A 24,752-nucleotide genomic window follows, 5' to 3' on the forward strand; every position below is an offset into this window, starting at 1 on the left:
TGCTCACGCCTTGCGTTCGAGCACTTTGCCGAACATGCCTTGAGGGCGCAGCAGCAGCACGATGAACAGCAGCCCGAACGCGACCGCGTCGCGCATCGTCGAGCCGATGTAGGCGACCGACATCACTTCGGCGAAACCGAGGAACAGCCCGCCGATCAGCGCGCCGCGGATGTCGCCCATGCCGCCGAGGATGATCACCGCGATGCCCTTGTGCAGCATCGGCTGGCCCATCAGCGGGAACACCGCGTTCGAGTACAGGGCGATCAGCACACCGCTGATGCCGCCGAGCGCGGCCGCGGTGAACGAGGTCAGGTAGAACAGGCCTTCGACGTTGATGCCCAGCAGCATCGCGGCCTTCGGCGACTCGGCGATCGCGCGCAGCGCCCGGCCGAGCTGGGTCTTGCGCATCACCAGCAGCAGCGCGGCCATCAGCGCGAACGACAGCACGATGATGGCGACCTCGAGCACGCTGATCTGCACGCCGGCGAAGTGGAGTTGCCGGTCGGGCACCAGGTCGCCCGGGAAGCGCAGGTTCTCGGCGCCGAACACGCCCTGCGACGCGCTGTTGAAGAAGATCGCCAGGCCGATCGTCGCGATCATCGGGATCAGGTGCGGCGCATTGCGCTTGCGCAGCGGCTTGAGCACCAGGACGTCGATCGCCAGCCCGAAGCCGCCCGCGATGAAGAACGCGGCCACCAGCGATGCCCACAGCGGGAACGACAGACGCGTGACCACCTCGAGCGCGGCGTAGGCGCCGATCATGAAGATCGCGCCGTGCGACAGGTTGATCACGCCGAGCACGCCGAACACCAGCGTGAACCCGAGCGCGAACAGCGCGTACACGCACCCCAGCGAGAGTGCGTTGACGAGTTGCTGTTCGAGCATCGCGCGGTGCTTACTTCTCGATCGAGTACTTGCCGCCCTGCGTGACCGACACGATCGCCGCCTGCTGCGCGTCGTAGCCGGCCGGCTTGCCGTCCTTGCCCATCGCCTGGCGGAACTTGAACGGGCCGGTGGCGCCGGTATGGGTGACGGTCGGCAGCGCGTCGCGCAGGGCCTTGCGATCCGCCTCGAGGTTGCCGGACAGCTTGATCTTGCCAAGGGCCGCCGCGACGATGTTCATCGCGTCATACGCCTGCGCGCCGAACTGGTCGGGTGCCGACTTGTACTTCTGCGTGTAGGCGACGACGAACTTCGTGTTTTCCTTCGTCTGGTTGCCCAGCGCCCACGGGCTGCCGACCCAGAGGTTGTCGCTCTTGTCCTTGGCCAGGTCGAAGATCTTGACCGAGTTCATGCCGTTGCCGCCGATCACGGGCATGTTCATGCCGAGCTGGCGCGCCTGCACCATGATCGGTGCGCCTTCGGCGATCAGCGCCGACAGAACGATCGCATCGGCGCCGCTGGCCTTGATCTTGGTGAGCTGGGCCTTGAAGTCGACGTCGCCCTTGGCGAAGGTCTCGGTCGTCGTGACCGGCACCTTCAGCGTCTCGAGGGCCTTCTTGAAGGCGTCGTAGCCGCTCTTGGTGAAGACGTCGTCGTTGCCGTAGAGCACCGCGACCTTGCTGATCTTGGCGTGCTTGATCGCGACGCGCAGCGTCTCGGGCAGCACGTCGGCCTCGGTGACCGAATTGCGGAACACGTAGTCGCCGATCGAGGTGATGCCGTCGGCGGTGTTCGAGGTCCCGAACACCACGGTCTTGGCGGCCTGTGCGATCGGGTCGGCGGCCTGGGCCGAGTTGGACAGCGTCGGACCGAACACCATCAGCACCTTGTCCTGAAAGATCAGCTTCTTGAAGACGTCGATCGCCTGCTCTTTCTTGCCGGCCTCGTCCTCGAACTGCAGCGCGATCTTGTCGCCCTTGACGCCGCCCGCGGCGTTGATCTCGTCGACGGCGAGCTGGAAGCCGTTCTTGATCGACTGGCCGTACTGGCCGGCCGGGCCCGACAGCGCCTCCGCGGCACCGATCTTGATGTCGGCGGCGGATGCCGATGCGACCATGCCGGCGGCGGCCAATGCCGCGATCAGCGCATGGCGCTGCAAGGTGACGGAACGAGTCATTCTCTGGTCTCCGGTGAAGGTGAAGCGCTACGTGGGCGCGGTCGGCGGGGCTGCCGAACAACCGCGTAGTTTATCCGCCCGGCGCCTCCCCGACGCCGGCAGCGCCTCAGGGCGGGCTCGCGTCGTCCGAGATCCAGCCGCGCGACAGGCCGTGGCGCAGGATGTCCGAGCGGCTGCGCAGGCCCAGCTTGGCAAGCGCCTCGGCCTTGTATCCCTCGACCGTCTTGATGCTGATGCCCAGCTGCGCCGCCACCTCCTTGTTGCTGCGGCCCCAGGCGATATGCCGCAGCACCTGCTCCTCGCGCTCGGTGAGTTCGTGGCGCCGTGGCGCGGGACGGTGCGTGCCGGCCGGTGGTGCGAAGCCCGGCGCGGCGACGCCGTCGGCCAGTGCCGGCTCGACGTACGTGCCGCCCGCGGCGATGGCGCGCACCGCGCTGATGAGCACGTCCGCGCCGGAACGCTTGAGGACGTAGCCGCTGGCGCCGGCGCGCAGCAGCCGACGCATGTAGATCGGGTCGGCATGGCGCGTCAGCGCGAGCACTCCCACCATGGGGCACTGGCGCCGTATCTGGGTTGTCGCCTCGATGCCGTCGACCCCGGGCATCGAGACATCGATCACCGCGACGTTCGGCGAATGCAGGCGGGCCATCGCGATGGCCTCGCGCCCGTCGGCGGCCTCTGCAATGACATGCATGTCGGGTTCCGCTTCGATCAGCGCCGCGAGCCCCTGGCGGAGCATCGCGTGGTCGTCGGCCAGCAGGATGGTCAGCAAGGACATGTCCAATTCCCCTTGTTCAATGAACCGGTGGTCCATCCAGCGGGATGCGCAAGGTGACCGTCACCCCGTGGCCGGGCTCGCTCTGGATCTCGAGGGCACCCGCCACCAGGGCGGCGCGCTCCCGCATGCCGACGAGCCCCAGGTGGCGCGAGCGCGCCGGCGCCGCTGCGGCCACCGCCTGCTCGAAGCCGCGGCCGTCGTCGGCGATCGACACCCGCAACTCCTCGTCATCGCGCTCGATGTTCAGCACCACGCGCTGGGCGCGTGCATGACGCCGCACGTTCGCCAGCGCCTCCTGGACCACCCGGTAGACCGTTGTCTCCATCAAAGGCGGCAGGCGCAGGTCCTGCAGGCCGGCGTCGTGCAACGCGATCGGAATGCCCGAGTCGGCCGTCCAGGCGTTGGCCGTGTGGATCAGTGCCGCTTCGAGACCGAGTTCGCCCAGCGCCGGTGGACGCAGCTGCAACTCGACCTGGTCGAGCGCCTCGTCGAGCTCGTGCGCGGTGCGGTACAGGCGGTCGATCTGCGCGAGGTGAGGGTGCGCCGCCGGTTGCTGCTCCACCTGACGCCGCAGCGTGGACAGCTGCAGCAGCATCAGCGACAAGTGCTGTCCGAACGTGTCGTGCAACTCGTGGCCGATGCGGCGCCGCTCGTCCTCGGCGGCGCTGACCCGCACTTCTCGCAGCGCGTCTTCGGTGTGCCGTCGCCGGGTGACGTCGGCCAGGGTGCCGATCATGCGCAGCGCCCGGCCGTGCGCGTCGCGCAGCACGTGACCGTGCTCCGCCACCCACCGCACGGCGCCGTCGGGCCGCACGATGCGGTACTCGATACCGAGTTCCTGCGGGCCGGTCAGCGCGCGGTCCAGTGCTGCCGACAGACGCGGGCGATCATCCGGATGCGCCAGCTTGAGCAGGCCCGCGCGGCTGCCGTCGAAGCGCTGGGCCTCCAGCCCGGTCAGCGCGCGCAGCGCGGGCGTCCAGGCAATTCGATCGTTGACGACGTCCCAGTCCCACAGCGTCAGGCCCGAGGCCTGCAACGCGAGGCGCAGACGGCGTTCGCTCTCGTCCCGATCCGCGGGTGTTGCGTTGACACACGACTCCGGCGCGCCCGAAGAAGGCGGCCCCTCGGATCGAGTGCCATCGACACAGTTCATGGAGAGCGATTCGCGGCCGACCCCGACCGGCGGTTCACGCGACGCGAGGTCGCATTGCTCGTCAACCGGAGCCGTTGCTTCTATCGTGATAGTTTTGGTATCCCTTCACGGACCTTAGGAAGTTTGACAACAGTTGTCAACGCCCTGTTTGTCGTGAAGCGATTCAGGTCGACGCGATGCGGTTGGCGCGTGCCCGTGCCCGCGAAGCCGAGGAGGCCGCTGGTTCATCGGCGGGCCAGACGGAATCGGTGCGCAGGTTGGCGTCGAAGTCGCGCGGCGCCAGGCCGATCAGCCGAGTCAGCAGCAGGACGGTGGCGGTGAACACGCCGAGCCCTCCGATGGCGATCGCCGTGAGCATCACGGCATTCGGCCAGGACGGGCTGGTGGCGACGAATGCCACCGTGGTGGCCAGGGCTGCCGCCGTTGCAAACCAGCGCGCCCGCGGCGCCAGCAGGTTCCCCAGGGCCAACGCGGACGACATGCAGGCCGTGAAGGCCAGCAGCAGTTGCACCAGGCTCATGTTGTTCAGGTCGTCGAACAGTCCTGCGAGCACCGACACGAGAACCACCTCCCTGCACGCCGGAACCTGCGCGTGTCTGTCGCCATTACACGGCGAAATCGGTCGCTGGTGCGACGTGTGCGGCGCCAGGGCGTGTAGGAGTTGTCCTCTTCCGCACGAATGCAGGCGCTGCCGTGCATAAATGCCGTCAGGATGTGCGCACCGGGCAATGGACGTGCCCTCGCGGTCGGCTCAACCGGGGGCCGCTGCGTTGTTCGAACACCACCATCCGATTGGAGAAGTCATGAAGAAGATTCTTGCGGTTCTGCTGTTGACCGGCGGCGCCGTCGGCGCCGCCACGGCCCAGGTCGGCGTATCGATCGGCATCAACCAGCCGGGCGTCTACGGCCGCATCAACATCGGGGACGTGCCGCGGCCCGCCCTCGTCATGCCCCAACCGGTGCTGATCGCACCGCCGCGCGTCGCCGTTCAGGCCGCGCCGGTCTACCTGTACGTGCCGCCTGCACACCAGCAGAACTGGCGCCGCTATTGCGGGCGCTACAACGCCTGCGGCCAGCCGGTCTACTTCGTTCGCGACCAGTGGGTGCGGGAACGCTATGAGCATGAGCACCCCGGCTGGAATCGCGGCCGCCACAAGGGTTGGGACAAGCACGACAAGCACGACGACCGCGGGCACGGCCGCGGCAACGGGCACGGCAAGGGCCGCGGCAACGACTGACGCGCGGCGTCAGCCGACGATCATCCAGGTCAGTCCGACCGCGAACGCCAGTACTGCGAGCCAGAACGCGAGCGGTATCTCGTAGCCTGAGCGTCGGCGCGCCGGGCGTGGCGTCGGCATCGGGCCGAGCCACTCGCGTTCCAGCTTCGACCACTCGACCAGGCATGAATCCGCCGCCCAGGCGCTCGTGCCCCACTCGAGCTTGCGTTGGGGCTTGCCAGGGGGAAACGGGTCGGAGACGCGGATGGTGCGCATGGCCGCATGATGGCTGCAGCCCCGCGGCGGCGAAAGGTCGAAAAGCGGACAAATCGCACTTCAATTGTCAAAAAGAGTGCTGAGATCCCGCGGCGCTCGAAGGCCCGGATGCGCCTCTGAATGACGAGAGGGTCAGCCGGCTGCTGCCTGCTGACCCTCGATGATTCTGGTGCCGGTGAGAAGAGTCGAACTCCCGACCTTCGCATTACGAATGCGCTGCTCTACCAACTGAGCTACACCGGCCAAAACCAGCATTCTAGCCGATCAATCGGCCCCTATTTCAGCTCGAACGCGCCGAGCTTCTTCGCGACGGCGACGTTCTTCAGCGAGACATACACCGGCAGGCCGTTGCGGTACTTCGGGTAGTCCTCGCCCTGGATCAGCGGCGCGAGGTAGCGGCGGCATTTGTCGGTGATGCCGAAGCCGTCCTTCGTGATGAAGTCGCGCGGCATGAACTTCTCGACGTTGGCGACCTTCGCCAGCGGCGCGACACCGATCTTGTACTTGTACGGCACGTCGCTGATGCGGTCGATCGTCGGCATCACCGCGTTGTGGCCCTTCAGTGCCAGCTCGACCGCCTTCTGGCCGAGCTCGTAGGCCTGCTGCACGTCGGTCTTCGAGGCGATGTGGCGCGCCGCGCGCTGCAGGTAGTCGGCCACGGCCCAGTGGAACTTGTGGCCGAGCGCGCGCTTGACCATGTTCGCGACCACCGGGGCGGCGCCGCCCAGCTGCGCGTGGCCGAACGCGTCGCGGGCGCCCTGTTCGGCGAGGAAGGTGCCGTCGGCGTGGTGGCAGCCCTCGGAGACGACGACGGTGCAGAAGCCGTGCTCCTTGACCAGCTTGTCGACGCGGGCGAGAAACTTCTTCTCGTCGAACACGATCTCGGGGAACAGGATCACGACCGGGATGCCCTGGTCCTCGACCAGCCCGCCCGCGGCGGCGATCCAGCCCGCGTGGCGGCCCATCACCTCGACGACGAACACCTTGGTCGAGGTCTTGGCCATCGAGCGCACGTCGAACGAGGCTTCGAGCGTCGACACCGCGACGTACTTGGCGACGGACCCGAAGCCCGGGCAGCAGTCGGTGATCGGCAGGTCGTTGTCGATCGTCTTCGGCACGTGGATCGCCTGCAGCGGGTAGCCCATCTGCTCGCTGAGCTGGCTGACCTTGAAGCAGGTGTCGGCCGAATCGCCGCCGCCGTTGTAGAAGAAATAGCCGATGTCGTGGGCCTTGAAGACCTCGATCAGGCGCTCGTACTCGCGCCGGTGCGTGTCGAGCGACTTGAGCTTGTAGCGGCACGAACCGAACGCGCCCGACGGCGTCTGGCGCAGCGCCGCGATCGCGCTGGCCGACTCCTTGGTCGTGTCGATCAGGTCCTCGGTCAGCGCGCCGATGATGCCGTTGCGTCCGGCGTAGACCTTGCCGATCTTGTCCTTGTGGGCGCGCGCGGTCTCGATCACGCCGCAGGCGGATGCGTTGATCACCGCCGTCACGCCGCCCGACTGGGCGTAGAACGCGTTCTTCTTTTTCTGGGTTTTCGTGGCCATGGGGTCGGTTCCTTGCGGGTCAGGTCGTTGCCAGCGCGTTGGTGACGATCTCGCGCACGTTGGCGGAGAGGTCGGGCTTGGCGGCGACGCGCGCGATCGCCTCGCGCGCGGCACCGCGGTAGGGCTCGGCCAGCTGGCTCCAGCGGTCCAGCACGCGCGCGAAACGCGATGCGAGTTGCGGGTTGATGCCGTCGAGCTCCATCACATGGTCGGCCCAGAACACGTAGCCGGCCGCATCGGGGCGGTGGAACGCCGCCGGGTTGTGGGCGCAGAAGGTCGAGATCAGGCTGCGGGCCCGGTTCGGGTTGCGGATCGAGAAGTCCGGGTGCTTCAGCAACTGCTTGAAGCGCGCGAACACCTTGCCGTCGACCTCGGGCGCGCTCGCCTGGATCGCGAACCAGGTGTCGAGCACCAGCGGCTCGCGGTGGAACATCTCGTAGAAGCGGTACAGCGCCGGCTCCGCGTGCTGGGCGTGCGAGCGCACCAGCGCCTGCAGGGCGCCGAGCCGGTCGGTCATGTTGGTCGCGTCCTTGAAGCGCTGGTAGGCACGGCCCGGCCAGAGCGACTCGCCCTTCGCGACCGAGTCGAGGCACAGCATCGCCAGCGCCCGGTTGGCCAACGCGCGCTGGCCGGACGACACCGGATCGGGCGAATAGCTGCCGGCGGGCTGATGGGTCTCGAAGGCCCATTCCCAGTCGGCGCGCAGCGTTTCGGCGAGCTGCCGCGTCACCGCCATGCGCGCCGCATGGATGCGCTTCGGGTCGACCGGGCTCGACTGCTCGGCCAGGTAGCCCTCGCTCGGCAGCGTCAGCACCAGGTCCTTGAATGCCGCGTCGAGCGTGGCGTGTCGCAACACGGCGCGCATCGCGTCGATGAACGGCGCATCGAGCGCGACCGGCGCGTCGCTGCGCGCGGCCGCCAGCAGCCGGCTGAGCGCCAGGCGTTGCCCGGCCTCCCAGCGGTTGAACGGATCGGCGTCGTGCTGCAGCAGCACCAGCAGGTCGGCGTCGCTCAGCCCGTCGACCAGCGTGACCGGCGCCGAGAAACCGCGAAGCAGCGACGGCACCGGCTCGACATCGACATCGACGAATGTGAAGAACTGGCGCGCCTCCTCGAGCACGAGCACGCGTTCGGTCGGCGCTGCCGCGTCGGCGGCCTCGTCTTCGAGGCGGAGCGGCAGTGCGCGGCCGTCGCGGCCGATTAGGCCGATCGCGAGCGGGATCACGTAGGGCTCCTTCGGCGACTCGCCCGCGGCCGAGCCGACCTGTTCGATGCCGAGCGTGTAGGTGCGCGACGGCGCGTCGTAGCGCCCGCGCGCGGTCACGCGCGGGGTGCCGGCCTGCGAGTACCAGCGCTTGAACTGCGGCAGCGTTCGTGCCAGCGCCGATTGCGGGTTCGCGTCGGCGATCGCCTGCGCGAAATCGTCGCAGGTCACGGCCTGGCCGTCGAAGCGCTCGAAGTACAGCGACATGCCGGCGGCGAAGCCTTCGCGCCCGACCAGCGTGAACATCATCCGCACGACCTCGGCACCCTTCTCGTAGACCGTCGGGGTGTAGAAGTTGTTGATCTCGACATAGCTGTCCGGACGCACCGGGTGGGCCATCGGGCCGGCGTCCTCCGGGAACTGTATGTCGCGCAACTTGCGCACGTCCTCGATCCGCTTGACGGCGCGGGCGCTCGGGCTGCCCGCCATGTCCATGCTGAATTCCTGATCGCGGAAGACCGTCAGGCCTTCCTTCAGGCTGAGCTGGAACCAGTCGCGGCAGGTGATGCGGTTGCCGGTCCAGTTGTGGAAGTACTCGTGGCCGACGACCGATTCGATGTCGGCATAGTTGTCGTCCGTCGCGGTGGCCGGCGAGGCCAGCACGTACTTGGTGTTGAACAGGTTCAGGCCCTTGTTCTCCATCGCGCCGGCGTTGTAGTCCTCGACCGCGACGATCATGAAGCGCTCCAGGTCGAGCGGCAGCTTGAAGCGCGCCTCGTCCCAGACGATCGACGCGATCAGCGAGTTCATCGCGTGCTCGGTCTTGTCCAGGTCACCGCGGCGCACGAAGACCTGCAGCAGGTGGTCCTTGCCGGCGCGCGTGCGGATCTGCTGCTGGCGCGCGACCAGGTCGGCCGCGACCAGCGCGAACAGGTAGCTCGGCTTCGGGAACGGGTCGTGCCATTTCGCGAAATGGCGCCCGCCGTCGAGCTCGCCTTCCTCGAGCAGGTTGCCGTTGGACAGCAGCACCGGGTACGCCGCCTTCGCGGCGCGCAGCGTGACGGTGTAGACCGCCATCACGTCGGGTCGGTCCAGGAAGTACGTGATGCGGCGGAAGCCCTCGGCCTCGCACTGCGTGAAGAAGCCGCCGCCCGAGGTGTACAGGCCCGACAGCTGGGTGTTCTTCGCCGGCGCGCAGGTGTTGCGGATCTCGAGCGTGAACGGCCCGGCGGGCAGGTCCTGCAGCGCGTCGATCACCAGCAGGCCGTCCTCGTGGCGGAACGACACCGAGGCGCCGTTGACCGACACCCGCGTCAGGTTCAGCTCCTCGCCGTGCAGGCGCAGGGCCTGCGCGGGCACGTCCAGGTTGCGCTCGACCTGCATGCGGCTGACCACCATAGTCTTGGCCGGGTCGAGGTCGAACGTCAGGTCGACGCTGCGGATCCAGTAGGCGGGAGCCGTGTAGTCGGCGCGGTGGATCAGGGCGGCGGTGCCTTCACGCATCTTGCTTGTCCTTGTTGTGCAGGCGCAGGCGGTGGTCCCTCGTGAGGTCCGCCAGCGCGAGGGTCGTGAAATCGGGGGCGATCGCGATCAGGTTGTCGAACGCGTCGAAGTGTTCGGCGGCGAGCGTGGTCGTCAGCGCCACCGCCTGCATGCCGGCGCGGCGCGCCGCCTCGACACCGAGCGGCGCGTCCTCGAACACGACGCAGTCGTGCGGGTCCATGCCCAGTCGCCGTGCGGCCTCGAGAAAGATGTCCGGGTGCGGCTTGCCCCTCAAGCCGTCGGCCGGGCTGACGACATGCTCGACCCAACCGTCGATGCCGTGCAGCCGGAATGCCAGCGCCATGTTGGGTACCGTCGACGCGGTGCACACCGCGAGCCGCAGCCCTTGCGCGCGCGCGCCTTCGACGAAGGCCTTCGCGCCGCCGATCAACGCCAGCGACTGCGCCGCGATCTCGCGGTACAGCGCTTCCTTTTCGTCGGCCATGGCGACGTGCTCTGCCACCGATTGCGCCGGGAACAGGTCGGCCAGGATCTCGGCGTTCGAGCGGCCCGCGGTGGCCGCGAAGAACTCCGACGAGTCCATCGCCAGCCCGCGCCGCGCGTACCACGCGTCCCACGCGCTCTGGTGGTGCGGCATGCTGTCGATCAGCGTGCCGTCGAGGTCGAACAGCAGCGCCTTCATACGCCCTGTTTCAGCGACGCTTCGATGAAGGGATCGAGATCGCCGTCCAGCACCTTCTGCGTGTTGCTGATCTCGACGTTCGTGCGCAGGTCCTTGATCCGGCTCTGGTCGAGCACGTACGAGCGGATCTGGTGGCCCCAGCCGACGTCGGTCTTGGTGTCCTCGAGCTTCTGCTGCTCTTCCATGCGCTTGCGCATCTCGAAGTCGTACAGGCGCGAACGCAGCCGCTTCCACGCGACGTCGCGGTTGCTGTGCTGGCTGCGGCCGTCCTGGCACTGCACGACGATGCCGGTCGGGATGTGCGTGAGCCGCACCGCCGAGTCGGTCTTGTTGATGTGCTGGCCGCCGGCGCCGCTGGCGCGGAAGGTGTCGGTGCGCACGTCGCTCGGGTTGATCTCGATCTCGACCGTGTCGTCCACCTCCGGGTAGACGAACAGGCTCGCGAAGCTGGTGTGGCGCCCGCCGGCAGAATCGAACGGGCTCTTGCGGACCAGGCGGTGCACGCCGGTCTCGGTGCGCAGCAGGCCGAACGCGTAGTCGCCCTCGACCTTGATGGTCGCGCTCTTGATGCCGGCGATGTCACCCGGCGTCTCGTCCTCCATCGTCGTCTTGAAGCCCTTGCGCTCGGCGTACTTCAGGTACTGGCGCAGCAGCATGCCGGCCCAGTCGCAGGCCTCGGTGCCGCCGGCGCCGGCCTGGATGTCGATGAAGCAGTTGCTGGGGTCGGCCGGGTTGTTGAACATCCGGCGGAACTCGAGCTGCGCCACGGTCTCCTCGAGCTTGGCGGCGTCGTCGCGGATCGCCAGCAGGCCGGCGTCGTCGCCTTCCTCCTTGGACATCTCGAACAGCTCGGTGTTGTCCGACAGGTTGCTCGTCAGGTGGTCGATGGTCTGGACCACCGTCTCCAGCATGCGCTTCTCGCGGCCCAGCTCCTGGGCGCGCTTGGGATCGTCCCAGACCTTGGGGTTCTCGAGCGCGGCGTTGACCTCGTTCAGTCGCAGTGCTTTGCGATCGTAGTCAAAGATACCCCCGGAGGTCGACCGTGCGCTTCGTCAGGTCGGCCAGGGTGTTGCCGATGGCATTGATGTGTTCGACGTCCATGAATCGCTTTCGTGAGGCGGAGCCTGTGCGGCTCGAAGCGCGCGATTTTACGTTGCGCGCCGATGCCCCTCGTCAGGCGTCCAGGAAGGCCTCGAGCCGCTGCGCCAGCGCCTCCGGCTGGTCGTGATGCAGCATGTGGCCGGCCGGCGAAAGGGTGTGGCGCTCGACCTGCTTCACGACCGAAAGCCGCTCGTGGAACTCGGCCTTGGTGTAGCGCGTGCCCCACCAGCGCGAGATGTCGGTCTGGTCGCCCTCGACCCACAGCACCGGGGCCTCGATCATCTTCCAGGTCTCGAGCACCTCGTCGCGCTGGTACAGCGTCGGCGTGCCGCGCTTGTGGGCCGGATCGCCGAGGATCTCGAAGCGGTCGTCGGCCCCGGCTCGGGTGACCCGGCGCGACCAGTGCTGGGCCAGCCAGGCCGCGCGCTGCGGCGGCAGCAGCGGGTTGGTTTTGCGCAGCCGGTCGGCGACCTCGTCCAGCGTCGCGTAGTCGCGCAGCGCGACCGGCTGCTTCAGCTCGTCCAGCCACTGCACGATGCGCTTCGGCGATTGCGCGGGCTTCGTCGCCGGCATGCCGAAGCCTTCGAGGTTCACCAACCGGCGGATGCGCTGCGGGCGCAGCCCGGCGTAGAGCATCACCGCGTTGCCGCCCATGCTGTGGCCGAGCAGGTCGATCGGGTTGGATCGGGGAAAGAGCGGCGCGGCGTCGAAGAACAGCAGGTCGAGGGCCGCGTCGAGGTCGCCGAGGTAGTCGGGCAGCCAGTACGTGTCGGTCGCGGGTGAGTCCGTGAGGCCGAAGCCGCGCCAGTCGAACGCGAGCACATGGCGGTCGGTCGGCAGCGCGTCGACGACGAACTGGAACGACGCCGCCACGTCCATCCAGCCGTGCTGCATCAGCAGCGGCGGGCGATCGGGCGTGACCATCGAGTCGTCGCCCCATTCGAGCACGTGGTGGCGCAGGCCGCGCACGGTGATGAAGCGGCTGCGGCTGGGGCGCCGCACGGTGTAGGGATCGGTCGTCGTCATGCGCGGCACTGTACGCGGCGCAGCGCAAGCGCGCTGTCGGCGCGGCGACAGCCGATGCGAGAATGCGCCGATGACTCCAGCCCTGCCATTCACCCTGCGCAACGCCGAACTTCGGGACGTCGGCGCGATCGTGCAGCTGATCCGCGACCTGGCCGAATTCGAACAGCTGACCCACCTGCTGCAGGTCACCCCCGAGAAGCTGCGCCCGCAGCTGTTCGGCGAGCGCCCCGCGGCCGAGGCGCTGGTGGCGGAGCGGGGCGGCGAAGTCGTCGCGTTCGCGCTGTTCTTCACCAACTTCTCGACCTTTCTGGCGCAGCCGGGGCTGTACCTGGAAGACCTGTACGTCAAGCCCGAGCACCGCGGTGCCGGCATCGGACGCGCGCTGCTGAAGCGCCTGGCCGGGCTTGCGAGGGAGCGCCAGTACGGTCGCTTCGAGTGGAGCGTGCTCGACTGGAACGAGAACGCGATCCGCTTCTACCAGGGCATGGGGGCGACGGTGATGCCCGAGTGGCGCATCTGCCGCGTCACCGGCGACGCGCTGCAGGCGATGGGCGAAACCGCATGATCGACCGCTACGCCGAACTGCACCGCGAATTCCGCTGGCACGTCCCGGCCGACTTCAACATCGCCGAGGTCTGCTGCGCGCGCTGGGCGCGCGACACGCCCGAGGCGATCGCGATCCGCCACGAGCACGAGGAGGGCCGGCAGGCGAACCACACCTACCGCGATCTGCAGCGCGAAGCGAATCGTCTGTCCAACGCGTTGAAGCGCCTCGGCGTTGCGCGCGGCGACCGGGTCGCGATCGTGATGCCGCAGCGCTTCGAGACCGCGGTCGCGCACATCGCGCTGTACCAGCTCGGCGCGGTCGCGATGCCGCTGTCGATGCTGTTCGGCCCCGAGGCGCTGGAATACCGGCTCAACGACAGCGACGCGCGCATCGCGCTCGTCGACGAAAGCGGCATCGCCAACCTGCGCGAGGCGCGGCCGGCGTGCCCGGCGTTGCGCACCGTGATCGCGGTGGGCGGCGCCCAGGGGCAGGGCGACCTGGACTGGACCGCCGCATGCGAGCGGGAACGCGCCACCTTCGCGGCCGTCAGGACCGCCTGCGACGACGCCGCGGTGCTGATCTACACCAGCGGCACCACCGGGCCGCCGAAGGGCGCGCTGATCCCGCACCGCGCGCTGATCGGCAACCTGAGCGGCTTTGTCGCGAGCCAGAACTGGTTTCCGCAGGATGACGCGGTGTTCTGGAGTCCCGCGGACTGGGCGTGGACCGGCGGGCTGATGGACGCGCTGCTGCCGACCCTGTATTTCGGCCGCCCCATCGTCGGCTACCAGGGCCGCTTCTCGCCCGAGACCGCGTTCGGCCTGATGGAACGCCATCGCGTCACCCACACCTTCCTGTTCCCGACCGCGCTGAAGGCGATGATGAAGGCGGTGCCGGCGCCGCGCGATCGCTACGCGCTGCGCCTGCGCGCGATCATGAGCGCCGGCGAGGCCGTCGGCGACGCGGTGTTCGCGTGGTGCCAGCAGGCGCTCGCGGTGCCGGTCAACGAGATGTTCGGCCAGACCGAGATGAACTACATCGTCGGCAACTCGCACGCGCAGTGGCCGGCGCGCCCGGGCAGCATGGGCCGCCCGTACCCCGGCCACCGCGTCGCGGTGATCGACGACGCGGGCCAGGAATGCCCGCGCGGCACGCCCGGCGACGTCGCGCTGCACCGCCGCGACATCCACGGCGACCCGGACCCGATCTTCTTCCTCGGCTACTGGAAGAACGAGGCCGCGACGCGCGCCAAGTTCACCGATGATCCGACCGACAGCTGGTGTCGCACCGGCGACATGGCAGTGATGGATGCCGACGGCTACCTCTGGTACCACGGCCGCAGCGACGACGTGTTCAAGGCCGCCGGCTACCGCATCGGCCCGAGCGAGATCGAGAACTGCCTGGTCAAGCACGCCGCGGTCGCGAACGCCGCAGTGGTTCCCAAGCCCGACGCCGAGCGCGGCGCGGTCGTCAAGGCCTTCGTCGTGCTCGCGCCCGGCTTCGCCGGCACGCCGGCACTGGTCGAGGTACTGCAGCGTCACGTGCGCGGCAAGCTGGCGCCGTACGAATACCCGAAGGAGATCGAGTTCATCGACGCGCTGCCGATGACGACCACCGGCAAGGTGCAGCGACGGGTGCTGCGCTTGCAGGAAGAAGCGCGGGCCGCGGCGCAACGCTGAAGCCGCTCGGGGACCGGTCGGCCGAGAGCGGCGCGCGCGCGGTTCGGTGTGTCGGCGACGCGTCAGTCCGGCAGATCGAGCAGCTTCAGTCGCTGCACCTTGCCCGACGGCCCGCGCGGCAGTTCGGTCACGAAGCGCAGCCGCTTCGGCGTCTTGTAGCGGCCGAGGTGCTCGAGGCAGAACCCGCGCAGCTCGTCCTCGCTGCAGACGGCGCCCTCGCGCAGCACCACGCAGGCCATGATCTCCTGGCCGTAGTGCGGGTCGGGGATGCCGACCGCGGCGGCGTCCAGCACGGCCGGGTGCGCGAGCAGCGCTTCGTCGATCTCGCGCGGGGCGATGTTCTCGCCGCCCTTGATGATCAGCTCCTTGATGCGGCCGGTGACGAAGAAGAAGCCGTCGGCGTCGCGGTGGCCGAGGTCGCCGGTGCGCAGCCAGCCGTCGGGCGTGAAGCTGGCGCGGGTCGCGGCCTCGTTCTTGTAATAGCCGCGCATCACGTTCGGGCCGCGGATCGCGAGTTCGCCGGTCGTGCCGTCCGGCACCGGCTGCAGCGCGGCGTCGACGATGCGGGCTTCGCAACCCGAGGCGCGGCCGACCGAGCCGAGCTTGCGCTGCGCCGGATCGACCGGGTTCGAGAACGACGGCGCGACCGTCTCGGTCAGCCCCATCGTCTCGATGATGCCGATGCCGAACTTGGCTTCGAACGCACGGTGGTGCTCGGGCGGCAGCGCTGCCGACGCGCTGCGGCAGAAGCGGATCGATTCGGTCTGCGCGCGCGGCGGCGTCTCGCCTTCGAGCAGGTACGAGATCATGGTCGGCACCAGGTTGATCCAGGTGCATCCGGCCGCCTGCTCCCAGAAGCGCGCGGCCGAGAACTTCGGTGGCATCGCGAGGCTGCCGCCGTGCGCGAGCGGCGCCAGCATCGTCACCGCGAACGCGTTGATGTGGTACAGCGGCAGCACTGCGAGCACGCGGTCCGCAGCGGTCAGGCCGTGCTCGGCGCTGATCGCCTGCGCGTTCGCGGCCAGGTTGGCTTGGGTCAGCATCACGCCCTTGGGCACGCCGGTCGTGCCGGACGTGTACATCAGCAGCGCGACGGCGTCGGGTGCCGGCGCGGGCAGCGCCGCCTCGGCCGCTTCACCGGGCAGTTGCGCGCCGTCGGGATCGGCGACGATCACCGCGACGTCGCGGTCGAGCCCGGCGAGCAGCGCCTGCACCCGTTCGGCCCACTCGGGCGCCACGACCACCAGCTTGCAATCCGAGTGGCCGAGCACGTAGCGCATCTGCTCCGGCTGCGACAGCAGGTTGACCGGGTTCACCGTCAGCCCCGCATGCATCGCGCCGAGCAGCACGCGCAGCGTCTGCAGGCCGTTGGGCATCACCAGCGAGACCGTGTCGCCCGCGCGCAGCCCGTGCGCCTGCAGCAGCGCGCCGATGCGCCGGCACGAGCGCGCGAGCTCGCCGTAGCTCAGCGTGGCGCCGTTCGGCACGCCGAGCGCGTAGACCGCGCCGGGCGCCAACGCGGCGCGCGCCTCGATCAGCGCATGGACGGTGTGGTCGACGCTCACTGCGCGCCGTGGCGCGCGAAGAACGCGCCGAAGATGTCCTGCTCGGTCGGCACGCGCTCGGGGATCGGCCGCGAGATGCGCGTGATGTTCAGGTAGTGGCGGTAGTTCATGTTGTCGGAGAAGGTGTTGCGGCCCCAGGTGCCGCAGCCCATCGACAGCGAGAACGGCAGCCCGTTGTCGAAGCTGCCGCCGGTGGCGATGCAGTGCGCCTGGTCGACGATCACGCGCGACACCGGCAGCGTCAGCCCGAGCTGCAGCGCGCGTTCGGGCACGCGGCTGTGCAGGCCGACGGAATGGCCGGCGCCCTCGAACGCATAGATCTCGGCGACGATGCGCGCCGCCGCGTCGAAATCCGCCGCGCCGAAGAGCGCCAGCACAGGGCTCAGCTTCTCGCCCGAGAAGGGATGCTCGTGGCCGATGCCGTCTTCCTCGACCATCAGGATCCGCGGCTGGCGCGCGGCGATGTCGGCCCAGCCGGCCTTGCGTGCGATCTCGGTGGCCGACTGGCCGATCACCGCCGGCGACAGCTTGCCCTCCGGCCACATCAGCGCCTGCAGCGTGGTCTTCTGCGCGGCGTCGAGCAGCACCGCGCCGCGCGCCTCGAGCGCGGCGATCGTCGCGGCGCGCACCGCGTCGATCAACACCAGGCTGTTCTCTGACGAGCAGCTGGTCGCGTTGTCGAAGGTCTTGGATTGCACGATGCGGTCGGCCGCGAGCGCGACATCCGCGGTCTCGTCGACGATCCCCGCCACGTTGCCGGCGCCGACGCCGAACGCCGGCGTGCCGCTCGCATACGCCGCGCGCACGTTGGCCTGCGAGCCGGTCGCGACAACCAGGTCGCACAGCTTCATCAGCTCGGCAGTCGACTGCTTGGTGATCGGCGACGGCAGCAGCTGCACCAGGTCGCGCGGCGCGCCGACCCGGTCGAGCTGCGCGTGGATGAACTCGACCAGCCGCGCTGCCGTGCTCCAGCCCTTCGGCGACGGCGCGACGATCACCGCGTTGCGGCCCTTGAGCGCGTTGAGGATCTTGTTCGCCGGCGTCGCGCCCGGGTTGGTCGACGGCGTGATCGCGCACACCACGCCGACCGGCCGCGCGATCTCGACGATGCCGCGCGCCGCGTCTTCGGCGATCACGCCGACCGAGCGCGCATGCTGCAGATCGCGCAGCAGGCCGAAGGTCTTGCGGTGGTTCTTGCGGATCTTGTCGTCGACGTTGCCGATGCCGGTGTCGGCGACGGCCAGCTCGGCGAGCTCGCGGTTGCGGCCGGGCTCGATGATGGCCCAGCCGGCCGCGGTGACGGCCATGTCCACCTGCTCCTGCGACCAGGTCTCGTAGACGCGCTGTGCGGCGCGGGCGCGCGCGACGAGCGCGGCGACGGGGGAGTCGGAAACGACGGATTCAACGCGGTTCATGTGCTTGTTCTCAATCGGCCCGGATGTTGGCGTCCTTCGCCAGTTTCGCCCACTTGACCAGTTCGGCGTCGACGATCTTGCCGAGCGCCTGCGGCGTGCCGCCCACGCCCTCGCTGCCCTGGGCCAGCAGCTTCTCGCGGATGTCCGGCTCGCGCACGATCGTGTTCAGCGCGGCGTTGAGCTTGTCGATGATCGCCTTCGGCGTCTTCGCCGGCACGAACATCGCGTACCAGGAGTCGACCTCGAAGTCGGCGACGCCGGCTTCCTGCATCGTCGGCACGTCGGGGAAGGCCGCGCTGCGCTTGACGGTCGAGACCGCCAGCGCCTTCAGCTTGCCGGTTTTGACGAACTGCGCCGCGGCCGGGATCGAGACCCACAGCAGCGGCACCTGGCCGCCCATCACGTCGGTGACGGCCGGGCCGCCGCCGCGGTAGGGCACGTGGGTCATCTTGGTGCCGGTGCGCAGCTTGAAAAGCTCGCCGGCGAGGTGGCCCGGCGAGCCGTTGCCGACCGAGGCGAACGACAGGCTGTCGGGCTTGGCCTTGGCCAGCGCGATCAGCTCGGCGACGTTGTTGACCGGCAGCTGATTGTTCGCGACCAGGATCTGCGGCAGCGACGCGACCGTGCCGACCGGCTCGAAATCCTTCACCGTGTTGAACGGCAGCTTCGGGTAGATCGACGGGTTGATCGTGTGCGAGGACAGCGTGAACAGCACGGTGTAGCCGTCCGACGGCGCCTTCGCGACCACGTCGGTGCCGAGCGAGCCGGCCGCGCCGCCGCGGTTCTCGATGATGATCGGCTGGCCCAGTGTGTTCTGGAAGCGCTCCTGCACGATGCGCGCGATCACGTCGGTGCCGCCGCCGGGCGGGTAGGGCACGACGAAGCGGATCGGCTTGTCGGGCCAGTGCTGCTGCGCGTGTGCGGCGGGCGCGACGCAGGCGGCCGCGGCGACCAGGGTGGCCATCACGGCCGAATGGGCCCAGCGATTCAGAATGCTCATTCCGGTCTCCTTTTGTGGGGCGCCGGCAGGGGTGCCGGCGCGGTTCTCGATCGATATCCCAGGGCCGCGCTCGCCTCGGCCGCGCAGCCGAGCAGCGCGGCAGCGAACTGGCGCGCCTGGACGCGCGCGAAACGGATCGACGGCACGCTCATGCCGACGGCGGCCACCGCGTCGCCCCGCGCGTCGCGCAGCACCGCGCCGAGGCCGCAGACGCCGAGGCGCCACTCCTCGCGGTTCTCGGCGACGCCGGCGGCGCGCACGCGCTGCATCTCGGCGTCGAGGCGCTTGAAGTCGGTGATCGTGTTCGGCGTGTGCGCCACGAGCTTGCCGAGCCGCTCGCGCAGGCCGGCCGCATCAAGCTGCGCGGCGGCGAGCAGCGCCTTGCCCGACGCGACGCAGTAGGCCGGCGCGCGCCCGCCGATGCGCGAGTACGCCGCCACCGGCAGCGGGCTGTCGAACTTGTCGAGGTAGACGATCTCGGTGCCGTCGAGCGCGGCCAGGTGGATCGTCTCGCCGGTGGTGCGCGCCAGCGCGGCCAGCTGCGGGCGGACCAGCGCGGTGATGTCGGTCGCCTGGCTGACCAGCGCGCCGAGCTCGAACAGGCGCAGGCCGGCGCGGTAGGAGCTGGTGGCGTCGTCCTGCGTGGCCCAGCCGCATTCGACTAGCGTCTGCAGTGTGCGGTGCGCGTTGCTGCGCGCCAGGCCGAACGCCTGCGCGACTTCGGTCGCGCGGCAGTCCCGCTGCTGGCGGGCCAGCCAGTCGAGTACCGCGAGGCCTTTGGCGAGGGTGGAGTCCAAGAGGATGGTGACCTGATCGTGTGGCCGTGTTCCAAATATTGGGACAGCGTGCCTTTATATGGAACAAGCTTAGGCGTTGCAGCGCGACTCGTCAATGCGGCTGACCCTGCAGGGTGATCGGCAGGAAAGGGGTCCGGTATGTCAACCCACGTACACTGCGCCATGACCGGCACCCGAAACATCGACGCCTTCAAGTCGACTCTCGCCTTGGCGGGCGCGGACAGCGCCCTGGGGTTTCTGAACGCGGGCGTGCCGCACCGCTACTCCGCGGTCTACCGCCTCGAAGGCGAGGTGCTTCGGAACGTGTTGTTGCACGACAAGGTCGGAGAAATTCGTCCGTCCTACCTGGCCGAGGTGCCGTTCGAGACCAGCTTCTGCCAGTTCGTGCTGCGCGACGGGCACTTCAAGACCAGCGATTCCGCGGCCGACCGGCGCCTGGACGGCCACCCCTACCAGGGCGTGATGGTCAGCTACCACGGCGTGCCGATCGTCTCGGACGGCGAGGTCTGGGGCACGCTGTGCCACTTCGATGTCGCGGCCCAGCCGCTCACCGATCGGGAGTTCGAGTTGCTCCGCGAGGCCGCCGCCGTCACGCCGGGATTTGCGGTTCCCGGCTGACCGAACGCGCGGGCCGGCCATGCCGATCGGTTCGAGTCGGCGCTAGAACACGCGGTACCGGAGATAGGCCGCCTGAGGGTCCTCGCCGGCGCGGATGGCGCGCACCATGTCCCCTTCGGTCGCCATCTTGCGCTCGGCCGCCGCCACCACCGCCTCCACCTCGCCCGCGCCGATGAGAATGGCGCCGTCGCGGTCGGCCAGCACATGGTCGTCCGGCAGGACCTGCAGGCCGCCGATCGCCACCGGCTGCTCGAACGCCTCGGCGCGCCACGCGCAGACGATGTCGATCGGCGTGGCGAATCGGGCAAAGACCGGGAAGCCCTGGTCGATCACCGCCTGGATGTCGCGGCAGCCTCCGTCGACGATGTAGCCGCGCACGCCCTTGAGCTTCAGGGCTTCGGCGGACAGCCCGCCGAACAGCGCGCGCGTGTCGTCCTGCGGCTGGCACACCACGACGTGCCCGGACGGCACGCGCGACAGCAAGCCGGCCCATTCGTACAGCGAGGTGTGCTTGTCCAGCGTCGGATCCGGCCGGCCCCGGATGGTGAATACCGGGCCCGCGGCCCGCATCGTCGGCTCCAGCCCGACGATGGTCCGCGGCAGCACGCGCAGGGGCAGGCCCAGGTCCTTCATCACGTCGTGCACCACGGCGCTGTGGCAGGCCTGCAGGCGGTCGGCAAGGGTCGTCATCGGTTGTCCTTTCTGGAACGGGGCAGCTCGGGATGGGCGCTGCGCACAGCGTCACATTCTCGGTGCGACGGGCCGGTGCGACCGGCCCGTGGGCGAGGTCTTGCGGCTTCGGCGAAGATGGCGCGCATGACGACGCCCGACCCCGTACTGCAGATCGCGCCCCTCGGCTTCCCGTGGGCGACGATCGATCCGTTCCTCTTCTGCGTGTACCACGACGATGCCTACCCGCGCGGCAACGCGCACTTCGAGCCCGACGCCTCGCTGGCCGGCCGCCAGCTCGGTCAGGACTTCGCCGGCAAGGACGGCTGGCGCATGTACCACGGCCTGCAGGTGCCCGGCTTCCCGTCGCACCCGCACCGCGGGTTCGAGACGGTGACGATCGTGCGCCGGGGGCTGATCGATCACTCCGATTCGCTGGGTGCCGCGGCCCGCTTCGGCGGCGGCGATGTGCAGTGGCTCACCGCCGGCCGGGGCATCGTGCATGCCGAGATGTTCCCGCTGCTCGATCGCGAGGCAGCCAACCCGCTCGAGCTGTTCCAGATCTGGCTCAACCTGCCGGCGCGCAGCAAGTTCGTGCCGCCGCACTTCACGATGTTCTGGTCGGAGCAGATTCCGCACGCGGTCGGCGCCGACGGTGGCACGCAGGTCAGCTGCATCGCCGGCCGCTATGCCGATGCGACGGCGGCGCTCGCGCCGCTGGCGCCGCCGCCCGATTCGTATGCCTCGCAGCCCGATTCGGACCTGGCGATCTGGACGCTGAAGCTGCAGCCCGGTGCGCGCTGGAGGTTGCCCGCCGCCCGCGGCGTCGGGACGCGCCGCAAGCTCTACTTCTTCAAGGGCGAGCGCATGACCCTCGGCGGCCGGCCGGTCGAGGCGGCCGCCGCGATCGAGTTGCGCGCGGATGCCGAGGTCGAGCTGGTGAACGGCCCGACGACGAGCGAGCTGCTGATGCTGCAAGGCCGGCCGATCGGCGAGCCGGTGGCGCAATACGGCCCGTTCGTGATGAACACCGAGCAGGAACTGAAGCAGGCCTTCGCCGACTACCAGCGCACCCAGTTCGGCGGCTGGCCGTGGCCCGACGACGCGCCCGTCCACGGCGGCACACGCGAGCGCTTCGCCCGGCATGCGGACGGGCGGGTCGAGACCTGGCCCGCGCAGGACGCCTGAGGCGCAGTAGCCGGGGACTGGCCTGCGGGGATCAGCGCCGCGCGCCGCGCGCGATCATCGCGATCAGTTCGCGGAAGATCACGCTGCCGACCGAGCCCGACAGGTCGAGCACGTGGCTGCGGCTGTAGTAGGGGCTCAGGTCGAGCCCGACGCCGACGCCGTAGATCTCCGCCCCGCGCATCTCGTGCAGCGCGACCACGTCCTTCAGGTGGTGGTCCAGGTAGTGGGCGTCGTTCGCTAGGTTGGTGGCGCTGTCCATCGGCGAGCCGTCGGAGACGACCAGCAGCAGCCGCCGGGGCTCGTCGCGCGCCGCGGCGCGGCGCAGCGCCCAGGTCACGGCCTCGCCGTCGATGCCTTCGCGGAACAGGTCGGCCTTCAGCAGCGCGCCCATCGCCAGCCGCGCGCGGCGCCAGCTCGTCGCCGCGTCCTTGATCACCAGGTGGCAGGTCTCGTTCAGGCGGCCCGGGTGAGCGGGGCGGCCGGCGCGCACCCAGTCGCGCTGCGCGCGGCCGCCGTTCCACGCGTTGGTCGTGAAGCCCAGCACCTCGCTCGCGACGCCGGCCTGTTCGAGCGCGCGCACCAGCACGTCGACCAGCACCGCGAGCGCTTCGATGTGCTCTTTCATCGAGCCCGAGCAGTCGATCAGAATCGTCACCAGGCAGTCGGCGCGCGGCTCCTCGCGCTCGGTGCGGAACAGGCGCCGCTCGGTCGGTGAAGCGACCAGCTGCGCGAGGCGCCGGCCGTCGATGTGGCCTTCCTCCTGGCCGCCGTCCCAGCCGTCGCGCTCGGGCACCGCGAGCAGTGCCTTCAGGTCGCGCGCGAGGTGAGCGACGTTGACGCCGAGGCCGGCGATGCGCTCGTCGAGCCGTGCGCGGTTCGCCTTCAGCACCTCGGCGCGCACCAGCGTGGCGGCGGCGACCTCGCGGTCGTAGGCGGTCGTGAAGACGCGGTAGCCGCCGTCCGCGCCGTCCAGCACCAGGCTGCGGCCGGACACGGCGGTCGCGACGCCGTCGTCGATTTCCTCGCCGCTGTCGAGCAGCAGCGCGAACGCGGCCCAGGCGTCCTCGTCGAGCGCGTCGTCGTCGGGCGGCGATTCGTCATCGGCCGAGCGCAGCATCGCGGCGATCGTCTGCGCGATCGCCAGCGCATGCACGGCATACGCCGCCTGGTCCGCGCGCTCGCGCTTCAGGCCGGCGAGCGGCGAGCCGATCAACGGGCCGATGCCGGCGCGCGTCGCCTCCAGCAAATCCTCGGTCTCCTCGACGACTGGCTCGCCGGTGACGCGGGCGCGGCACATCTGCGCGACCGTGTACAGCAGCAGCCCGCGCGCGCTGTCGGTCCCGCCGCCGTGGTGGAACGCCAGCGACCAGGCCTCGAAGCGGTGCCGCAGGTTGCGACGCACGCCGGGCAGCGCGTCGTCGGCCTGCGCTTCGCAGCGGAACTGCTCCAGCAACTCGAACACCATGCGTTCGACCGGGTCGGCGGGGCACAGCCGCGTATGCAGCTTGGCGTCGCTGTGCGCGAGCCGCAGTCCGAAGCCGTCGGCAGCGCCGCGGAACGAGGCGAAGTCGTCGGTGTCGAGCGAGGGATTGAGGTGCGGCGCGTAAAGCGGCAGCGCGCGCCGGCCACGGTGCAAGCGCCGGCCACGGAAGTGCAGGTCACGCTCACCGCTCAACGCACGGATGGCCGCCGCGCAGAGTTCCTCGATGCGCTCCTGATGCCGCGCCCGGAGCTGGGCTTCGCTCACTTCGGATCGCCGGTGAGCTGGTACGACTCGTCGAGCTCGCGATCGAAGCAGCGCTGGAAGTACTCCGCTACCGTCGGCCGCTCCGCCTCATCGCACTTGTTGACGAACGACAGCCGGAACGCCAGCGCCGCGTCGCCGAAGATCTCGAGGTTCTCGGCCCAGGTGATCACGGTGCGCGGCGACATCAGCGTCGACAGGTCGCCCGCCGCGAAGCCCTTGCGCGTCAGGTCGGCCACCGCGACCATCTGCCGCACGAGCGCGGTGCCGGCCTCGTTCGCGAGCGACGGCACGCGCGCCTGCACGATCGCGACCTCCTCGTCGCGCGGCAGGTAGTTCAGCGACGCGACGATGTTCCAGCGGTCGATCTGCGCATGGTTGAGCCGCTGCGCGCCGTGGTACAGCCCGTTCAGGTTGCCCAGGCCGACGGTGTTGGCGGTGGCGAACAGGCGGAAGAACGGGTGCGGGCGCAGCACCTTGTTCTGGTCCATCAGCGTGAACTGGCCGTCGCGCTCGAGAATCCGCTGGATCACGAACATCACGTCCGGCCGGCCCGCGTCGTACTCGTCGAAGATCAGCGCGACCGGCCGCTGCAGCGCCCACGGCACGATGCCTTCCTGGAACTCGGTCACCTGCTGGCCGTCGCGCAGCACCACGGCGTCCTTGCCGACCAGATCGAGCCGGCTGATGTGGCCGTCCAGGTTCACGCGCACGCACGGCCAGTTCAGCCGCGCCGCCACCTGCTCGATGTGCGTGGACTTGCCGGTGCCGTGCAGCCCCTGCACCATCACGCGCCGGTCTCGGGTGAAGCCGGCGAGGATCGCCAGCGTCACCGCCGGGTTGAAGCGGTACACGCTGTCGATCTCGGGCACGTGCTCGTCGCGCTCGGCGAACGCAGGCACCTTCAGGTCGCTGTCGATGCCGAACACCTCGCGGGCGGAGACGAGCCGGTCAGGGCGCAGGACGGACAGGTCAGTCATCGGA

The 24,752-nt window shown here is 69.5% G+C and carries 23 protein-coding genes and 1 tRNA gene; 5 read left to right on the top strand and 19 right to left on the bottom strand.

Annotated features, from left to right (window positions below):
* Positions 1-3: 3 nt before the first annotated feature.
* From ASC76_RS04250 to ASC76_RS04270, 5 genes are all read right to left on the bottom strand, one after another.
* Entirely contained in the window at positions 4-885 is an 882-nt protein-coding gene (locus ASC76_RS04250; RefSeq protein WP_056462795.1) for a branched-chain amino acid ABC transporter permease, read from the bottom strand.
* A gap of 10 nt (positions 886-895) precedes the next feature.
* The gene (locus ASC76_RS04255) at positions 896-1,999 is read right to left on the bottom strand and encodes an ABC transporter substrate-binding protein (RefSeq protein ID WP_371262082.1); all 1,104 of its coding nucleotides are present in this window, start codon (positions 1,997-1,999) and stop codon (positions 896-898) included.
* 166 nt (positions 2,000-2,165) lie between these two features.
* The gene (locus ASC76_RS04260; protein ID WP_056462801.1) at positions 2,166-2,837 is read right to left on the bottom strand and encodes a response regulator transcription factor; all 672 of its coding nucleotides are present in this window, start codon (positions 2,835-2,837) and stop codon (positions 2,166-2,168) included.
* Between the two features lie 16 nt (positions 2,838-2,853).
* On the bottom strand, positions 2,854-3,990 hold the full coding sequence (locus ASC76_RS04265) for a PAS domain-containing protein (RefSeq protein ID WP_082548716.1): 1,137 nt from the start codon (positions 3,988-3,990) through the stop codon (positions 2,854-2,856).
* Positions 3,991-4,153: 163 nt separating this feature from the next.
* Positions 4,154-4,549, bottom strand: a complete 396-nt coding sequence (locus ASC76_RS04270; RefSeq protein WP_157615273.1) for a hypothetical protein — start codon at positions 4,547-4,549, stop codon at positions 4,154-4,156.
* A gap of 244 nt (positions 4,550-4,793) precedes the next feature.
* Here ASC76_RS04270 and ASC76_RS04275 point away from each other — a divergent pair, with 244 nt between their 5' ends.
* Complete coding sequence (locus ASC76_RS04275; RefSeq protein WP_056462811.1) at positions 4,794-5,228, top strand: hypothetical protein; 435 nt, start codon at positions 4,794-4,796, stop codon at positions 5,226-5,228.
* A 9-nt stretch (positions 5,229-5,237) separates the two neighbouring features.
* Here ASC76_RS04275 and ASC76_RS04280 read toward each other — a convergent pair whose 3' ends face one another.
* The 7 genes from ASC76_RS04280 to ASC76_RS04310 form a co-directional block, all read right to left on the bottom strand.
* Entirely contained in the window at positions 5,238-5,483 is a 246-nt protein-coding gene (locus ASC76_RS04280; RefSeq protein WP_056462813.1) for a hypothetical protein, read from the bottom strand.
* Between the two features lie 167 nt (positions 5,484-5,650).
* Positions 5,651-5,726: transfer RNA gene (locus tag ASC76_RS04285), tRNA-Thr, on the bottom strand.
* Between the two features lie 32 nt (positions 5,727-5,758).
* Positions 5,759-7,030, bottom strand: a complete 1,272-nt coding sequence (locus ASC76_RS04290) for a 6-phosphofructokinase (protein ID WP_056462816.1) — start codon at positions 7,028-7,030, stop codon at positions 5,759-5,761.
* Positions 7,031-7,049: 19 nt separating this feature from the next.
* Entirely contained in the window at positions 7,050-9,737 is a 2,688-nt protein-coding gene (gene pepN, locus ASC76_RS04295; RefSeq protein WP_056462819.1) for an aminopeptidase N, read from the bottom strand.
* A complete protein-coding gene (locus ASC76_RS04300) occupies positions 9,730-10,419 on the bottom strand; it encodes an HAD family phosphatase (protein WP_056462821.1) in 690 nt (229 codons plus the stop codon). The genes pepN and ASC76_RS04300 overlap by 8 nt, the downstream gene beginning before the upstream one ends.
* Positions 10,416-11,520, bottom strand: a protein-coding gene (gene prfB / locus ASC76_RS04305; RefSeq protein ID WP_157615275.1) for a peptide chain release factor 2 whose coding sequence is annotated in 2 segments (ribosomal slippage) — positions 10,416-11,438 and positions 11,440-11,520 — 1,104 coding nt in all. Because the reading frame shifts where the segments join, the coding sequence is not laid out codon by codon here. The genes ASC76_RS04300 and prfB overlap by 4 nt, the downstream gene beginning before the upstream one ends.
* A gap of 72 nt (positions 11,521-11,592) precedes the next feature.
* Entirely contained in the window at positions 11,593-12,546 is a 954-nt protein-coding gene (locus tag ASC76_RS04310) for an alpha/beta fold hydrolase (RefSeq protein ID WP_056463211.1), read from the bottom strand.
* Positions 12,547-12,616: 70 nt separating this feature from the next.
* Here ASC76_RS04310 and ASC76_RS04315 point away from each other — a divergent pair, with 70 nt between their 5' ends.
* Together ASC76_RS04315 and ASC76_RS04320 are read left to right on the top strand one after the other, a co-directional pair.
* The gene (locus ASC76_RS04315; RefSeq protein ID WP_056463214.1) at positions 12,617-13,111 is read left to right on the top strand and encodes a GNAT family N-acetyltransferase; all 495 of its coding nucleotides are present in this window, start codon (positions 12,617-12,619) and stop codon (positions 13,109-13,111) included.
* Positions 13,108-14,772, top strand: a complete 1,665-nt coding sequence (locus ASC76_RS04320) for an acyl-CoA synthetase (RefSeq protein WP_056462824.1) — start codon at positions 13,108-13,110, stop codon at positions 14,770-14,772. Before ASC76_RS04315 ends, ASC76_RS04320 begins: the two co-directional genes overlap by 4 nt.
* A gap of 62 nt (positions 14,773-14,834) precedes the next feature.
* Here ASC76_RS04320 and ASC76_RS04325 read toward each other — a convergent pair whose 3' ends face one another.
* Genes ASC76_RS04325 through ASC76_RS04340 form a run of 4 tightly spaced genes read right to left on the bottom strand, consistent with a single transcriptional unit; the run spans position 14,835 to position 19,549 of the window.
* Positions 14,835-16,337, bottom strand: coding sequence for an AMP-binding protein (locus tag ASC76_RS04325; protein ID WP_056462826.1), 1,503 nt, complete (start codon positions 16,335-16,337; stop codon positions 14,835-14,837).
* Positions 16,334-17,752 carry an aldehyde dehydrogenase family protein gene (locus tag ASC76_RS04330; RefSeq protein ID WP_056462829.1) on the bottom strand — a complete coding sequence of 473 codons (1,419 nt, stop codon included), beginning with the start codon at positions 17,750-17,752 and terminating at the stop codon, positions 16,334-16,336. Before ASC76_RS04330 ends, ASC76_RS04325 begins: the two co-directional genes overlap by 4 nt.
* Before the next feature lie 10 nt (positions 17,753-17,762).
* The gene (locus ASC76_RS04335; RefSeq protein WP_056462832.1) at positions 17,763-18,752 is read right to left on the bottom strand and encodes a tripartite tricarboxylate transporter substrate binding protein; all 990 of its coding nucleotides are present in this window, start codon (positions 18,750-18,752) and stop codon (positions 17,763-17,765) included.
* Positions 18,749-19,549 carry an IclR family transcriptional regulator gene (locus tag ASC76_RS04340; protein WP_056462835.1) on the bottom strand — a complete coding sequence of 267 codons (801 nt, stop codon included), beginning with the start codon at positions 19,547-19,549 and terminating at the stop codon, positions 18,749-18,751. Before ASC76_RS04340 ends, ASC76_RS04335 begins: the two co-directional genes overlap by 4 nt.
* A 162-nt stretch (positions 19,550-19,711) precedes the next feature.
* Between ASC76_RS04340 and ASC76_RS04345 the strand changes: the two genes are divergently transcribed.
* Entirely contained in the window at positions 19,712-20,167 is a 456-nt protein-coding gene (locus tag ASC76_RS04345) for a GAF domain-containing protein (protein ID WP_056462838.1), read from the top strand.
* A gap of 42 nt (positions 20,168-20,209) precedes the next feature.
* On the opposite strand, the gene ASC76_RS04350 is transcribed toward ASC76_RS04345, so the two are convergent.
* Positions 20,210-20,857: an RraA family protein gene (locus ASC76_RS04350; RefSeq protein ID WP_056462841.1), complete on the bottom strand. Its 648-nt coding sequence runs from the start codon at positions 20,855-20,857 to the stop codon at positions 20,210-20,212.
* Positions 20,858-20,983: 126 nt separating this feature from the next.
* Here ASC76_RS04350 and ASC76_RS04355 point away from each other — a divergent pair, with 126 nt between their 5' ends.
* Positions 20,984-22,024 (top strand): pirin family protein, encoded by a 1,041-nt coding sequence (locus ASC76_RS04355; RefSeq protein WP_200947094.1) that lies wholly within the window; start codon positions 20,984-20,986, stop codon positions 22,022-22,024.
* Positions 22,025-22,055: 31 nt separating this feature from the next.
* Here the strand turns inward: ASC76_RS04355 and ASC76_RS04360 are convergent, their stop codons facing one another.
* Positions 22,056-23,771: a cobalt chelatase gene (locus ASC76_RS04360; protein WP_056462846.1), complete on the bottom strand. Its 1,716-nt coding sequence runs from the start codon at positions 23,769-23,771 to the stop codon at positions 22,056-22,058.
* The gene (locus ASC76_RS04365; RefSeq protein ID WP_056462849.1) at positions 23,768-24,748 is read right to left on the bottom strand and encodes an AAA family ATPase; all 981 of its coding nucleotides are present in this window, start codon (positions 24,746-24,748) and stop codon (positions 23,768-23,770) included. The genes ASC76_RS04360 and ASC76_RS04365 overlap by 4 nt, the downstream gene beginning before the upstream one ends.
* Between the last annotated feature and the right edge of the window lie 4 nt (positions 24,749-24,752).

It is taken from the genome of Rhizobacter sp. Root404, from assembly GCF_001425865.1.
GTDB lineage: Bacteria > Pseudomonadota > Gammaproteobacteria > Burkholderiales > Burkholderiaceae_C > LMDS01.

Coding starts and splice junctions, on each gene's coding strand:
- ASC76_RS04250 (WP_056462795.1), bottom strand. CDS start 885: ATGCTCGAACAGCAACTCGTCAACGCACTCTCGCTGGGGTGCGTGTAC.
- ASC76_RS04255 (WP_371262082.1), bottom strand. CDS start 1,999: ATGGTCGCATCGGCATCCGCCGCCGACATCAAGATCGGTGCCGCGGAG.
- ASC76_RS04260 (WP_056462801.1), bottom strand. CDS start 2,837: ATGTCCTTGCTGACCATCCTGCTGGCCGACGACCACGCGATGCTCCGC.
- ASC76_RS04265 (WP_082548716.1), bottom strand. CDS start 3,990: ATGAACTGTGTCGATGGCACTCGATCCGAGGGGCCGCCTTCTTCGGGC.
- ASC76_RS04275 (WP_056462811.1), top strand. CDS start 4,794: ATGAAGAAGATTCTTGCGGTTCTGCTGTTGACCGGCGGCGCCGTCGGC.
- ASC76_RS04280 (WP_056462813.1), bottom strand. CDS start 5,483: ATGCGCACCATCCGCGTCTCCGACCCGTTTCCCCCTGGCAAGCCCCAA.
- ASC76_RS04290 (WP_056462816.1), bottom strand. CDS start 7,030: ATGGCCACGAAAACCCAGAAAAAGAAGAACGCGTTCTACGCCCAGTCG.
- pepN (WP_056462819.1), bottom strand. CDS start 9,737: ATGCGTGAAGGCACCGCCGCCCTGATCCACCGCGCCGACTACACGGCT.
- ASC76_RS04300 (WP_056462821.1), bottom strand. CDS start 10,419: ATGAAGGCGCTGCTGTTCGACCTCGACGGCACGCTGATCGACAGCATG.
- ASC76_RS04310 (WP_056463211.1), bottom strand. CDS start 12,546: ATGACGACGACCGATCCCTACACCGTGCGGCGCCCCAGCCGCAGCCGC.
- ASC76_RS04315 (WP_056463214.1), top strand. CDS start 12,617: ATGACTCCAGCCCTGCCATTCACCCTGCGCAACGCCGAACTTCGGGAC.
- ASC76_RS04320 (WP_056462824.1), top strand. CDS start 13,108: ATGATCGACCGCTACGCCGAACTGCACCGCGAATTCCGCTGGCACGTC.
- ASC76_RS04330 (WP_056462829.1), bottom strand. CDS start 17,752: ATGAACCGCGTTGAATCCGTCGTTTCCGACTCCCCCGTCGCCGCGCTC.
- ASC76_RS04335 (WP_056462832.1), bottom strand. CDS start 18,752: ATGAGCATTCTGAATCGCTGGGCCCATTCGGCCGTGATGGCCACCCTG.
- ASC76_RS04345 (WP_056462838.1), top strand. CDS start 19,712: ATGACCGGCACCCGAAACATCGACGCCTTCAAGTCGACTCTCGCCTTG.
- ASC76_RS04350 (WP_056462841.1), bottom strand. CDS start 20,857: ATGACGACCCTTGCCGACCGCCTGCAGGCCTGCCACAGCGCCGTGGTG.
- ASC76_RS04355 (WP_200947094.1), top strand. CDS start 20,984: ATGACGACGCCCGACCCCGTACTGCAGATCGCGCCCCTCGGCTTCCCG.
- ASC76_RS04365 (WP_056462849.1), bottom strand. CDS start 24,748: ATGACTGACCTGTCCGTCCTGCGCCCTGACCGGCTCGTCTCCGCCCGC.